Raw genomic sequence first — 14,080 nt, forward strand, 5'->3', positions numbered from 1 at the left:
AACGACTTAGGGGATTATTTAGTGCCTGAATGGCCAAATCCGCCTTCACCACGGTCTGAGCTGTCGAACTCATCAACGAGTTTGAATTGTGCTTGTACCACAGGAACAAACACCAGTTGCGCGAGACGATCGCCCATTTCTAAGGTGAATGGACTGTCACCACGATTCCAACAAGATACCATTAAGGGGCCTTGGTAATCTGAATCTATGAGTCCTACTAGATTCCCCAGTACGATACCGTGTTTATGGCCAAGGCCAGAGCGCGGTAAAATCACCGCTGCAAGTCCTGGGTCGGCCACATGAATGGCAATCCCCGTGGGAATGAGCACAGTTTCACCCGGTGCTATGGTTAAAGCCGTGTCTATCATGGCGCGAAGATCCATGCCTGCACTGCCTGCGGTGGCGTAAGCGGGCAAGGGAAATTCTGAGCCGATACGGGAGTCGAGAATTTTTAATTCAATCGGTGTTTTCATGTATTTGTTTTTTCTTTCACTATCAACGAAAGTAATTGCCGTGCCAACGTGAGTTTGTCAGTAGCAGGCAAATCTTGACTGCCGTGCGGCCAGAAAACACGCAGGGCATTAGCATCGGCATTAAAGCCTAGGCCAGCAATGGAAACGTCGTTTGCGGCGATCATGTTCAAGTTTTTACGTTTGAGCTTATCGCGCGCATAGGCTTCTACATCATGGGTTTCGGCGGCAAATCCCACCACAAAAGGACGGTTAGGTAAGCTCGCAACCGTGGCTAAGATATCAGGATTCCTCACCAGCGCAAGTTGCATTTCTTCGGTCGATTTTTTGATCTTACAGGTAGCAATATCGCTAATGCGGTAGTCTGCAACGGCGGCGCAGCCAATAAAAATATCTTTTTTATCAACGTTATCCATAACAGCATCGAGCATATTTTGCGCCGATTCAACATCAATGCGTGTCACGCCTTCTGGGGTGCTGAGATTTACTGGGCCTGAGACTAAGGTGACTGCTGCACCCATATCTGCCGCGGCTTTGGCGAGTGCAAAGCCCATTTTTCCAGAACTGTGATTTGAAATGTATCTGACGGGATCAATTGCCTCACGGGTTGGCCCTGCGGTAATCAGCAGTGACTGTCCTGCGAGTGGCTTAAGTTCAACAGCGTCATGAGTGGCAAAAAACTGCGTAGCGAGTTCCGCTATGTCTAATGGCTCTAGCATGCGTCCAGGACCCACCTCACCACAGGCCTGACTGCCACTGGCGGGTCCCCAAAGTGTAAAACCACGTGATGCTAGGCTAGTTAAATTCGCCTGCGTAGCCAGATTGCGGTACATCTGCTGATTCATTGCTGGACACAGGGCAATTGGCGCCTCAGTGGCAAGACATGTGGTGGTGATTAGCTCATCGGCCATGCCTGCATTAATCCGCGCCAATAGGTTTGCGGTTGCAGGGGCGATGATGACGAGATCTGCCCAACGAGCGAGTTCTATATGACCCATGGCTGCTTCTGCTGCGGGGTCGAGCAAGCTAGATGCCACTGGATGTCCAGACAACGCTTGCAGCGTCAGAGGCGTGATAAATTCCATCGCACTTTGGCTCATCACCACGCGCACATCAAAACCACGCTCTTTCAAGCGACGTACTAAATCAGCACTTTTATAGGCCGCAATACCGCCGCCAATGCCCAGCAGGACGTTTTTATTTGTCAGACTCACAGACATCATCCGAGATAGAAATAATGCCGGCAACAATATCACAAAGCGGTGAATTTTAGTGACTATCCCAGTTCAAAAAATCTCGTCCATACTCAGTAAAGTGAAAATATGTGAGATGACAGGGAGGTCACATGGGGATTAAAGATTGGCCTGAGGGCGAAGGTCCCAGAGATAAACTGTTACAAAAAGGAGCTGCGCATCTCTCGGATGCTGAATTACTGGCAGTATTGCTGCGTAATGGTTTAGCTGGATTAAACGCGGTTGACCTTGCTAGGTCGCTTATTAGCGAGTTTGGCGGCCTCAGAAACCTGCTCTGTGCCCCAAGAAATCAGGTGTGTCGACTTCCGGGCGTAGGACCTGTAAAATACGCCCAGCTTCAAGCTGCGGCCGAATTAGCGCGGCGTGTAGCGCAGGAAAATCTGCAAAGAGGTCAGGTTTTGACAAATCCCGATTTAACTCGGGACTATTTAATGCGACAATTGGCCGATCGCTCCTATGAAGTGTTCGCAGTTTTACTGCTGGATAGCCAGCATAGAGTGATTCAATTTGTCGAATTATTCCGCGGCACAATAGACTCAGCCTCAGTGTATCCACGTGAAGTGGTGAGCTTAGTGCTGGAGAAAAAGGCCGCAGCAGTTATAGTTTGTCATAATCATCCGTCTGGTATTGCCGAGCCCAGTCAGGCTGACCGACGAATAACTGAGCGATTAAAAAATGCGTTAGCAACCATAGACGTATCCTTGTTGGACCATATGGTTGTAGGTGATCGAGAGATAGTTTCTTTTGCAGAACGAGGCTGGATTAATTAATCTAACACTTGATCTTCACTCTGTGATCGTGTATAAAATGCGCCCTCTTTGTGCCTCGGGCGACGGCCATACGAGGCACATTAATGCTCGAGCGTTAAAATTGTTTTTGGAGAAGATTGACATGTCAAGAGTATGCCAAGTTACTGGCAAGAAGCCGATGGTTGGTAACAACCGTTCGCATGCAAAAAACGCGACCCGTCGTCGTTTTTTACCTAACCTACAAAACCACCGTTTTTGGTTAGAAGAAGAAAAGCGTTTCGTACAGTTACGTGTATCTACTAAAGGTATCCGTCTGATCGACAAAAAAGGTATCGAAGTTGTTGTTGCTGAACTTCGTGCCCGTGGCGAGAAGGTATAATAGATCATGGCTAAAGCTAAAGGTAATCGTGAGAAGATCAAATTAGTTTCTACAGCTAAGACTGGTCACTTCTACACAACTGAAAAAAACAAGCGTAACATGCCTGAAAAAATGGAAATCAAAAAATTTGATCCAGTTATTCGTCAGCACGTTATCTACAAAGAAGCCAAAATCAAGTAATCCTTGGTTAGTGTTTCGAGAAAAGCCCCTTATTTAAGGGGCTTTTTTTTGCATTTTTTTAGTGGCTAGTCATCAAGTTGAGATAATTGCCTCGCAAACTTAAGCCGCTGAATCATCCCCTGTGAAGTTAAAAAAGTGTGAATACTTGCTGAAAATATAAAATAGTGCGGTTCTAAGCACTTTAAATCATTAAATCTGCACTTTAGTGAGAATAAATTCTTTATATGTGAATTAAAATGCAATACCATACGCGAAAGTTAGCGATTCATTCCTGGCATGTCATAGTGACGCTGCCAGCTCAAAAATGAGGTGTAAATAACGCGTGCGTACCACTGAACTGGTTGATGGATTTCGTCATTCTGCCCCCTATGTTAATGCTCACAGAGGTAAAACTTTTGTGGTCATGCTTGGCGGTGAAGCTTTGGCTCAAAATCAATTCCGCGCCATCTTAAATGATGTCGCCCTGCTGCACAGTTTAGGGATCAAAGTGGTGCTGGTATATGGCGCTAGGCCGCAGATTGATGCTGCATTAGCCGCCAACGGTATTGCGCCTGCCTACCACGACGGTGTGCGTATCACGGATGAAGATTCGCTCAAAGTGATTAAGCAAGTTGCGGGTGCACTGCAATTTGATATCACAGCGCGTTTATCCATGAGTTTAAGTAATACGCCGATGCAAGGTGCGCAAATTAACTTAGTAAGCGGCAACTTTGTGATTGCTCAACCACTGGGTGTGGATAATGGTGTGGACTTTTGCCTGAGTGGCAAAGTGCGTCGTATTGATGTGCAAGGCTTAAAACGTCAGTTAGATAATCACTGCATCGTATTGATGGGGCCGATTGCTGCTTCGGTTACTGGTGAAAGCTTTAATCTCACCGCCGAGGAAATCGCGACTCAAGTTGCGATTAAGCTCAAAGCAGACAAGATGATCGGCTTTAGCTCACAGAACGGTATTCTCGATCGTAATGGCGATGTAATTGCCGAGTTGATGCCAAATGATGCGCAAAACATCATGAACAAGCTGGCCGAGCAAGGTTCTGCTTGTGTTGGCACTATGGCGTTTCTCAAAGCCAGTATCGATGCTTGCCGCAATGGTGTGCCACGTTGTCATTTAGTTAGCTACCTTGAAGATGGTGCTTTGCTACAAGAGCTGTTTTCCCGTGAAGGGATTGGTACACAAATCGTCACTGAGAGTGCTGAGCGTTTACGCTGTGCGTCAATCGCCGATATTGGCGGTGTGTTGAACCTTATCCGTCCATTGGAGGAACAAGGCATTCTGGTGCGTCGTAGTCGTGAGCAGCTTGAGATTGAAATCGAACAGTTCATGTTGATTGAACGTGATGGTTTAGTGATTGGTTGCGCTGCGCTCTATCCTTTTGAAGAGGACAATGCGGGTGAGTTTGCTTGTTTGGTGGTGCATCCCGATTATCGCGATGCCGACAGAGGGAGCTTACTGCTGAAGAACATTATCAATCAGGCCAGAAACCGTGGTTATTCACGCTTGTTTGCATTGACAACTCGGAGCATTCACTGGTTCTTAGAGCATGGTTTTGTGATTGAAGATGTTGAAGCACTGCCACAGAAGAAGAAGCAGTTGTATAACTATCAACGCCGCTCAAAAATTCTCGCGCTCGATCTTTAAGCCGTTCTAAATCAATCCAATCAATACCAGCCTAGTACTCATATTAGCGCTGGCATTTTTATTGACATAATATGTCTTTATTGGCAGATTAAGGCTTCACTGCACGGGAGATACTGCCAATGAGTCCTCAATTTTTTGAACTCGCCCCTTTAACCCAAACCTCTATCTTCAGTTTTATCGTCTTATTGCTCGGTTTAGTGGGTATCTTGCTGATGTTATGGCTAAAAAATATGCCTAAGATAGCGAAGTCAGCGAGTTTAGGTATATTGCTGGTGATGATGGGCGGATTTTCTTGGGTCTTCTATCAATCGAATAGCGCCGAATTAGTGTTAACCGATACAGAGCTCACATTGGATGTTCCCTTCTATAAAGTGCAGTTATCCCGCGTGGATTTATTGCCTGCAGAGGCGCGCATAGTCGATTTGCAGCAAGAGGCAGATTTAACGCCGAGCTTTAAAACCAACGGTATAGGCATGCCAGGATTTCAATTGGGCTGGTTTAATCTACAAGGGAAAGGCAGGGCATTTTTGGCGATAACAGATAAATCGCAGTTAGTGTTAGTGCCAACGACTAAAGGCTACAGTTTATTACTGACAGTACCGCAAGGGAGTGAGTTTTTAGCACAGTTACAGAAGTAATCATCATATGTCATCACTTCTGCCACTGTGTTTATCGGCGTGATAATGCTCACGCCGTTTTGCGTTTATAGGCCATATCTAAGGTAAAGACGAGCAGCGCGCTCCAGATAAAGCCGAAGGTCACGCCTTTTTCGGCATCGAAGGGCTCATTGAACAGACTCACCGCGAGGATGAACATAATACTCGGGCCAATATATTGGAAAAAGCCGAGCATAGACAATGGAATACGTACCGCTGCCCCTGCAAAACACAGTAAAGGAATGGTAGTCACTATCCCAGCCGCCATTAACATCAGATTCAGTTGCCAATCATTAGTCAGCATGCTCGCTGTGGCTGTGTCTAAGGTTGCGAGGAGATAAATCAGCGCTACCGGTAATAACACTGCGGTTTCGACCAATAATCCGGCCTTAGCATCCACATTGACCTTTTTTCGCAGCAGTGCATAGAAACCAAAGGTGCCCGCGAGTGCCAGTGAGACGATGGGAATCGAGCCAAAAGAGATTAACTGGATCAATACGCCAGCGCTGGCGAGTGAAACCGCAAACCATTGCAGTTTACGCAACCTTTCGCCTAGAAATAACATACCGAGTAAAACGTTGAGTAAAGGATTGATGAAGTAACCTAGGCTGGCATCGAGCATGTGATCGTTATTTACCGCCCAGATAAATAGTAGCCAGTTTCCCGCGATCAATATGGAAGTAATGGTGAGAACCATCAACTGTTTAGGCTGTTTAAACAGTAAGCGTAAGCGAGAAAAACCGCCGATAAACTGCATAATGATCAGCATAAACACGAATGACCAAATCACTCGATGGAGCAAAATTTCGGTGGCGGAAACATGGTTGAGTAATTTGAAATATAAAGGCGCAAAACCCCACATACAGTAAGCACTGACGGCAAGTAGGATCCCTTTGCGGTATTCAAGATTTGGCATGAGACATCTTCGAAGAACAACAAGGTGGCGATTGTAGGTGTGTCTGACCGCTGACTCAAGGGTATCGCCGTGTTCTTTTCGTTACAGAATATCTCCGCAATAGATTGAATGGGCGATTAAAGTGAGTAAACATCCTGTTGATCAAGACGTTTACCTTAGTCAATTTTGAGCCCTAAGGCAGTAATACACATCTAAATTTAACCGCCTAACCCACCATATAAGTCCCTGTTCCAAAAGCGATATGGGTGCCTTGCTCATTATGTAGTTCCATGCGGCATACTGAAACTCGATTACCCGCACGAATGACGCTGCCCGTGCCCGTAAAGGTGAGGCCGCGTCCCGGCCGCAGATAATCGACGCGCATATCAATTGTCCCTAGGGTTTGCAGGCGTTGTTGCAGCTCTTCGACCGTCCAATCATCACGACTGGCGACCAGTCCTGCAAAGGCCGTGAGTCCGCCAACCACATCGAGTACCGTTGCTGTCACACCGCCGTGGAGGATTTGCTGGTGGATATTGCCAATCAGCTCAGGCTTCATGTTGATCACGACTTCGACGCCATCAATGTCATAACGCTTGATATCGAGTCCGAGTAGATTATGGAAAGGGACATGTTGATCAAATACTGCTGCGACTCTTCTCAAAGCTTCGGCTTGGATTGGGCTGGTCATTTTGGGGTCCTTGTCACTGAGTGACGGTATTAGGCGTAATTGGATTTGTTATCAACACTGAGATAAACAAAGTGCGGCTTAGAGCAATTAATCTACAGTGAAGCTTACGGCTAATGCAACTCCGTCGCTAAAATGACGACACCGTTTCGGCAGTTTTTAAAGTATTTTACCCCGCGTTCGTTATTTTTGGCTTAGCCCACTAGGGTTAAAATAGCTGCAATCGTGGTGAATTGCCTCGTCTAAAACGCTTTAAATTACCGTTGAATCCTGCATTTTGAACTAGTTTGGGTATAGAATAGGCCCCCTCACTTTTGACATAGAAGATCCATGGAAAAGCTCGTACTCGACACGCATGATGATCCGCTCTCGCAACGCCTCGCACAGGTGTTTGGTTACCGTGACTTTAGGGACGGTCAGCGGGAGGTGATAGAACGTGTCTGTGGCGGGCAAGATTGCTTAGTGATCATGCCAACGGGCGGCGGTAAGAGTCTTTGCTATCAACTCCCCGCGTTGCTGATGAATGGCATCACTATTGTCGTATCTCCATTGATTTCTTTGATGAAAGATCAAGTCGATAGCTTGTTGCAAACCGGTGTTGCTGCGGCTTATCTGAATTCTTCTTTGCCGCGCGAGCAGAGTGCCGAAGTATTAAGGCAGCTACGCCACGGTGAGTTAAAACTACTTTATGTGTCACCTGAGCGCTTATTAACCGCTGATTTTATTGAGCGTATGCAGTCGCTCCAGTTGGCGATGTTTGCCATTGATGAGGCGCATTGTATCAGTCAGTGGGGCCATGATTTTCGCCCTGAATATGCGGCGCTCGGCCAGCTAAAACAACTCTTCCCCTATGTGCCCATGATGGCGCTGACCGCAACAGCAGATCAGGCGACTCGGCAGAGTATTTGTGAGCGGCTCGGTATTGACCCGTTCCGTTTACTTTCAAGTTTCGATCGGCCCAATATTCGCTATACAGTCGCCGAAAAGCTTAATGCAGCTAATCAGTTACGACATTTTTTAACGCAGCAGAATGGCACTAACGGCATTATTTATTGCAGCAGTCGCCGCCGTGTCGATGAAGTGGCTGACCGTTTATGCCTGCAAGGTTTTAATGCCAAGGCCTATCATGCAGGAATGACGCAGGAAGACCGTGGTGCAGTACAGGATAGTTTCCTTAAAGATCAAATTGATATTGTGGTTGCCACTGTGGCTTTTGGTATGGGGATTAATAAGTCGAATGTGCGCTTTGTAGTGCATTACGATATCCCGAAAAGTATCGAAGCCTATTATCAGGAAACGGGCCGAGCAGGACGTGATGGGCTCGATGCAGAAGCTTTTATGTTGTTCGATCCCGCCGATATTGGTCGGGTGCGACATTTGATTGAACAGTCCGAGCCAGGACCGCAGCAACAGGTCGAATTCCACAAACTTAATACTATGGCTGCCTTTGCTGAGGCGCAGACCTGTCGCCGCCAAGTGTTGCTGCATTACTTTGATGAGAGTGCATTAGAGCCCTGTGGTAACTGCGACATTTGCCTCGACCCGCCTAAGCGTTATAACGGCACCGAAGATGCGCAGAAGGTGCTGTCATGTATTTTCCGTTTAGGCCAGCGTTTTGGTATCAATCATTTAATTGAAGTGATGCGCGGTTCGAAAGGCGCGCCGATAGTCGATCGAGGGCATGACAAACTCACGACTTGGGGGATTGGTAAAGACAAGAGCCATGAATATTGGTTGAGTGTGATCCGCCAACTCATTCATCTGGGACTGGCGAGTCAAGATGTGACCCGCGGCTCATCTATTACCTTAAACCCATCGGCACGGCCTGTGCTCAAAGGTGACGTAGCGTTAATGCTCGCCGAACCGCGTATTCAGTTAACAACCACAAAACGTAAGGCGAGTCAGTCTAAAGCACCGTTGAATTATGACCGTAAGTTGTTCGCACGGTTGAAGTTATTGCGTAGAACCATTGCCGAGCAGCAGGATGTGCCGCCGTATTTAGTCTTTAACGACGCTACCCTCGCAGAAATGGCAGCCATGATGCCAACGAGCGCGGGGGAAATGCTCGCAGTCAACGGAGTGGGCGAGCGTAAACTGAGCCGTTTCGGTGACGCTTTTCTCGATGAAATCGCGGCTTATTTAGCGGGAGAATAATAGTTTGGATTATTCTCATTGACTTTAACCTTGCCCAATTGATTTATGCTGGCTCGCTTAATTAAAGACTCTAAGGTATCAAACTGTTGCATCGCCGCTATACCAATATTGACCTTACTTGAACCCTGCCAAGGCTGAATGCAAGCAACTAACTGACTAACGACTCTTTTAGCACCAGTTGCCGAGGTATGCGGCAGGATAATGACAATTTCATCCATCGAATATCGGATTAACTTATCTTGCTCCCGTAGTCTGTGTTGTAGCTCATCCTGTAAGAGAGGTAGGTCAACTTGACGGATCTGACTCGCATTAAACAATAATAAAGACAGTGGGTAATTACCTTGTTTGGCACTGTTTAATGCTGATGTGACTTGTTGGAGCAGCGTTTCCGCAGGTTCATTACCTTCAATATGTGGGGCACGATTATTCTGTTTATCAATCAAATACCAAATAGCTCCGCCCAATAATGTCATCGCGATTAAGAACAGTGTGCTATAGGCCCAATCGACATTTAGCTCTTGTAAGATTGAATCTTTTTCTGGTGCAGTGCTATTTGGCTCCTGCTGTAGATCTTGTTGATTTAGACGGGCCTTAAACTGCAATATCCGAGCATTATTCATCGCTTGATTGGTGAGCTCGGCCGCTCGATAACGTTTGAGCAAGAAAGAATAGGCTTGTTTAAAATCCCCTTTTTCTAAGTAGTGATCGCTCATGATCCCGTAAAACCCTTTGAGATCTGAGTATTGTTTTAGGTTTTCAGCTTGCTCAATAGCGTGATTCATGAGGATTAAAGCGGCATCTTCTTGATGCTGAGCAAAACGAATTTGGGCGAGTAGGCGAGTTGAACGCATTGTCGCTAATTGTTGATTTTGTTTTTTAAACGTATTAATCGCGATAGAAAGATATTCTTCGGCATTATCGATGCGGCCTTTATCGAGCGCGATTGAGGCCAAAATGGCATAACTGTATGCGAGTTCAAGTGGCGAACCGAGCTCAGGTAAAAGCGCTTTAGCTTGTTGTTCGAGTTTATCACTGTAATCAAACTCTTGATTATCAAGCGCTATCCGAGCTGCATTGCGTAAAATAAAGTGTAAAACTTTCCCTTTTGCATCGGCACTTTGTATACCTAAGTTGGTGTAATACATGGCTTGGGGGAAATCATGGGTGGCATAAAGTAAATTTCCCATCGCGGCATACACATAGGCCTGTGGTGGCCAAATCCAATTTTGGGTTTGAGCATGAATATCCGGATAAATATCAATCGCGAGGCGTAAATCTTCGATAGCAGAGGAGAAGTTATCAGTGTCAGTATCGAGTTGGCCACGTAAGCGTAAAGCATCGACTAAGGCTTGTGGTTGCTGGTAACGTCGCGCTAGGTTAATGGCTGAATCAAGCAAAGGTAGGGCATTTTGAACATTGTTATAGCTAAGGTTGGCGTCGGCTTGGCAAATCAAAAAGTAAGGTCGTACTTGATCTAGCTTAAGTTGTTTAGCGTTTGCTTCGCCTAATTGAGCGACGTTGATAGCGGCTTCATTTTCCCCTATTTGTAGTAGGTTTTGGCATTTCAATACACTTAATCTGAGTCGATTGATATCTGAGCTTGCACTGGTTGCAAATTGTTTTTCTAACGCTGTTATTTGAGTGAGTGCTTTACTGGGATATTGGTAGACGAGTTCAGTGAGTTCATCTAATTGGTCTATAGCACTGGCCCCAAAGGGAAACAGCCATAACAACAGGCTCAGTACCAAGACGCGAAAATCCATTTTGTGCTCCATATAAAATGCGTAAGTTCTAATATCCCTAATCACTAAGGCGGGATTATAACTTTTCTTAATCGTTTTTTGCATAAAAAACTATTTTTTTCTAAGGGGAATAAGTTAACACATCCCAGTGATTTCTGAATCCAAACAGCTGGTTAATTCTGTGGAATCGATCACTAATTTGGGGATGAAACTCACCGTTATTAGCCTTAAGACAGGTTGAATGAGTGGAACATGAAAAAATTAGGGTTGACACTATCGGCTAGGCAAGTTAAATATTAACCGTCCTCAATAATTCAAACAGAATAAATATACAGATTAAATGAATATTATTAGCCGCAAACTCGACCTCCTCCTTCTCTCTCTCGCGGTTTATACGCGGAGGTCTTAGTGTTGCACGCTCGATAAAGAGGCAAAGCATTCACAAACCCCGCACCGATGTTGCGGGGTTTTTTGTATCTGAATACGGCAAAAATTAACTAACGAACGGTGACGTTCCATGGAGAAGCGAGATGTCTAACAGAGTCATAATATTTGATACTACCTTGCGTGATGGTGAGCAGGCGTTAGCCGCAAGTTTGTCGGTCAAAGAAAAACTACAGATCGCTATGGCGCTGGAACGTCTCGGTGTGGATGTGATGGAAGTGGGTTTTCCGGTTTCTTCACCCGGTGATTTTGAGTCAGTGCAGACCATAGCGCGTACCATTAAAAATAGCCGCGTTTGTGCCTTATCCCGTGCATTGGAAAAGGACATCGATGCCGCGGCGCAGGCCTTGTCTGTCGCAGATCAATTCCGTATCCATACGTTTATCTCGACCTCAACGATTCACGTTGAGAGCAAGTTGAAGCGTTCTTTCGACCAAGTGTTAGAGATGGCCGTAGGCGCGGTGAAGTATGCCCGCCGTTTTACCGACGATGTGGAGTTTTCCTGTGAGGATGCGGGGCGTACGCCCATCGATAATCTATGTCTTATGGTAGAAGCCGCCATTCGTGCGGGCGCACGCACCATTAATATTCCCGATACGGTCGGTTACACAGTACCAAGCGAGTTTGGCAATATCATTCAGACTTTGTTTAATCGGGTGCCGAATATCGACCAAGCGGTGATCTCAGTGCATTGCCACGATGACTTAGGTTTATCTGTGGCTAACTCGATTACCGCTGTACAGCACGGTGCGCGTCAAATTGAATGTACGATCAATGGCATAGGTGAGCGTGCGGGTAACTGTTCACTGGAAGAGATCGCGATGATTTTAGCGACGCGTAAGGGGATGTTGGGATTAGAAACGGGCATTAATACCAAGGAAATTCATCGTACTTCTAATTTAGTCAGCCAGTTATGCAATATGCCAGTGCAGGCGAACAAGGCGATTGTCGGTGCCAATGCCTTTACCCATTCGTCGGGTATCCATCAGGATGGCATGTTAAAAGCACAAAATACCTATGAAATCATGACGCCCGAAAGCATAGGTTTGAATCGTAACAACTTGAATATGACCTCGCGCTCGGGTCGCCATGTGATCAAGCATCGCATGGAGGAAATGGGCTATAGCGAGCACGATTACAATATGGATACTCTGTACGAAGAGTTTCTAAAATTGGCAGATAAAAAAGGCCAAGTATTTGATTATGATTTAGAAGCCTTAGCCTTTATGGAGGCGCAGGCCGAAGAAGACAATCACTATCAATTGCAGCAATTAGTGGTGCAGTCTGACTCAACTGAAGGCGTTGCTACGGCGACTGTGCGTATCGAAGTGGGCGGCGAAATTAAAACCGAAGCCGCAACGGGTAATGGTCCGGTCGATGCTGCCTATAACGCGATTGCCCGCGCAACCGATCGTCGAATCGATATCATCAGCTATAAGCTAGGCGCTAAGGGCGTAGGTCAAAATGCCTTAGGCCAAGTGGACATTACCGCGGTTTACCACGAGCAAAACTTCCATGGTGTAGGTTTAGCGACCGATGTGGTTGAAGCCTCTGCACGCGCTTTAGTGCATGTGATGAACTTAACGTGCCGCGCAGACAAGGTCGCCGATTACAAACAAAGCATGCAAAAAAATCGAGAGCTAGGCGGTGTCTAGTCGCTAAAAGCATCCAAAGAATAGCAAGGTCGAGCATAAAGCATTTACATTTAAAGGAGTTGGCTGGCGTATGAGTTATCAAATAGCAGTATTAGCAGGGGATGGGATCGGTCCTGAAGTGATGGTAGAGGCGCGTAAAGTGCTGCGTGAGGTTGAAGCGCGTTTCGATTTGAATATCGAATACACTGAATTCGATGTTGGCGGTATTGCCATCGATAACCACGGTTGCCCGCTACCCGATGCCACGCTAAAAGGTTGTGAAGCGGCTGATGCGATCCTATTTGGCTCGGTAGGTGGTCCTAAGTGGGAAAAGTTACCGCCAAATGAGCAACCTGAGCGCGGCGCGCTATTGCCACTGCGTGGTCACTTCGAACTGTTTTGTAACCTGCGCCCAGCTAAATTGCATTATGGCTTAGAACATATGTCACCGCTGCGTAGCGATATTTCCGCCCGTGGCTTTGATGTTTTATGTGTGCGTGAGTTAACTGGCGGCATTTATTTTGGTAAGCCAAAGGGTCGTCAAGGTGAAGGCGAAAATGAAGAAGCTTTCGATACCATGCGTTATAGCCGCCGCGAAATTAGCCGTATCGCCCGCATCGCCTTTGAAGCCGCCCGTGGTCGCCGTAAAAAAGTGACCTCAGTGGATAAAGCCAACGTGCTCGCCTGTTCAGTGTTATGGCGCCAAGTGGTAGAAGAAGTCGCGGTGGACTTCCCCGATGTCGAGCTTGAACACATCTATATCGATAATGCGACTATGCAGTTGCTACGTCGTCCCGATGAGTTCGATGTGATGTTATGTTCTAACCTGTTCGGCGACATTTTATCCGACGAAATCGCCATGTTAACCGGCTCTATGGGCTTGTTGTCATCGGCGAGCATGAACAGCACTGGCTTTGGTTTATTCGAACCTGCGGGTGGCAGTGCGCCCGATATCGCGGGTAAAGGCATTGCAAACCCTATCGCCCAAATTCTGTCGGCGGCATTAATGCTGCGCCACAGCTTAAAGCAAGAAGAAGCTGCGTGTGCGATTGAGCGTGCCGTCAGCAAAGCATTAAATTCTGGCTACTTAACCGGTGAGCTATTGAGCAGCGACAAGCGTAGCCAAGCTAAATCAACCGCCGAGATGGGTGACTTTATCGCCAATGCTATAAAGGAAGGTGTGTAATGACGACT

At 46.6% G+C, this 14,080-nt stretch carries 13 protein-coding genes; 8 read left to right on the forward strand and 5 right to left on the reverse strand.

The features are described from left to right. Positions 1-14: 14 nt before the first annotated feature. Together dut and coaBC are read right to left on the reverse strand one after the other, a co-directional pair. Entirely contained in the window at positions 15-473 is a 459-nt protein-coding gene (gene dut, locus CKQ84_RS10270; RefSeq protein ID WP_105251173.1) for a dUTP diphosphatase, read from the reverse strand. Beyond that, positions 470-1,693 carry a bifunctional phosphopantothenoylcysteine decarboxylase/phosphopantothenate--cysteine ligase CoaBC gene (gene coaBC, locus CKQ84_RS10275; protein ID WP_105251174.1) on the reverse strand — a complete coding sequence of 408 codons (1,224 nt, stop codon included), beginning with the start codon at positions 1,691-1,693 and terminating at the stop codon, positions 470-472. The genes dut and coaBC overlap by 4 nt, the downstream gene beginning before the upstream one ends. 122 nt (positions 1,694-1,815) lie before the next feature. On the opposite strand from coaBC, the gene radC reads away from it, so the two are divergent. From radC to CKQ84_RS10300, 5 genes are all read left to right on the forward strand, one after another. Beyond that, positions 1,816-2,493, forward strand: coding sequence for a DNA repair protein RadC (gene radC / locus CKQ84_RS10280; protein ID WP_105251175.1), 678 nt, complete (start codon positions 1,816-1,818; stop codon positions 2,491-2,493). Positions 2,494-2,614: 121 nt separating this feature from the next. Beyond that, positions 2,615-2,851: a 50S ribosomal protein L28 gene (gene rpmB, locus CKQ84_RS10285; RefSeq protein WP_006079870.1), complete on the forward strand. Its 237-nt coding sequence runs from the start codon at positions 2,615-2,617 to the stop codon at positions 2,849-2,851. Positions 2,852-2,857: 6 nt separating this feature from the next. After that, positions 2,858-3,031, forward strand: coding sequence for a 50S ribosomal protein L33 (gene rpmG, locus CKQ84_RS10290; RefSeq protein WP_006079871.1), 174 nt, complete (start codon positions 2,858-2,860; stop codon positions 3,029-3,031). Positions 3,032-3,353: 322 nt separating this feature from the next. After that, positions 3,354-4,673 (forward strand): amino-acid N-acetyltransferase, encoded by a 1,320-nt coding sequence (gene argA, locus CKQ84_RS10295; RefSeq protein ID WP_105251176.1) that lies wholly within the window; start codon positions 3,354-3,356, stop codon positions 4,671-4,673. A 119-nt stretch (positions 4,674-4,792) separates the two neighbouring features. After that, positions 4,793-5,311: a PH domain-containing protein gene (locus CKQ84_RS10300; RefSeq protein ID WP_105251177.1), complete on the forward strand. Its 519-nt coding sequence runs from the start codon at positions 4,793-4,795 to the stop codon at positions 5,309-5,311. Between the two features lie 49 nt (positions 5,312-5,360). Here the strand turns inward: CKQ84_RS10300 and rarD are convergent, their stop codons facing one another. Together rarD and CKQ84_RS10310 are read right to left on the reverse strand one after the other, a co-directional pair. Continuing rightward, positions 5,361-6,245, reverse strand: coding sequence for an EamA family transporter RarD (rarD, locus tag CKQ84_RS10305; RefSeq protein ID WP_105251178.1), 885 nt, complete (start codon positions 6,243-6,245; stop codon positions 5,361-5,363). Between the two features lie 205 nt (positions 6,246-6,450). Further along, positions 6,451-6,915 (reverse strand): thioesterase family protein, encoded by a 465-nt coding sequence (locus CKQ84_RS10310; protein ID WP_006079875.1) that lies wholly within the window; start codon positions 6,913-6,915, stop codon positions 6,451-6,453. Positions 6,916-7,242: 327 nt separating this feature from the next. On the opposite strand from CKQ84_RS10310, the gene recQ reads away from it, so the two are divergent. Then, complete coding sequence (gene recQ, locus CKQ84_RS10315; protein ID WP_105251179.1) at positions 7,243-9,066, forward strand: DNA helicase RecQ; 1,824 nt, start codon at positions 7,243-7,245, stop codon at positions 9,064-9,066. On the opposite strand, the gene CKQ84_RS10320 is transcribed toward recQ, so the two are convergent. After that, a complete protein-coding gene (locus CKQ84_RS10320) occupies positions 9,048-10,829 on the reverse strand; it encodes a diguanylate cyclase (protein WP_105251180.1) in 1,782 nt (593 codons plus the stop codon). The two genes, recQ and CKQ84_RS10320, sit on opposite strands and share 19 nt — an antisense overlap. A 509-nt stretch (positions 10,830-11,338) precedes the next feature. Here CKQ84_RS10320 and leuA point away from each other — a divergent pair. Both leuA and leuB read left to right on the forward strand, forming a co-directional pair. Beyond that, entirely contained in the window at positions 11,339-12,907 is a 1,569-nt protein-coding gene (gene leuA / locus CKQ84_RS10325) for a 2-isopropylmalate synthase (RefSeq protein ID WP_105251181.1), read from the forward strand. 70 nt (positions 12,908-12,977) lie between these two features. After that, entirely contained in the window at positions 12,978-14,072 is a 1,095-nt protein-coding gene (leuB, locus tag CKQ84_RS10330) for a 3-isopropylmalate dehydrogenase (protein ID WP_105251182.1), read from the forward strand. The last annotated feature ends 8 nt before the right edge of the window (positions 14,073-14,080 follow it).

The organism is Shewanella sp. WE21 (assembly GCF_002966515.1).
GTDB classification, from domain to species: domain Bacteria; phylum Pseudomonadota; class Gammaproteobacteria; order Enterobacterales; family Shewanellaceae; genus Shewanella; species Shewanella oncorhynchi.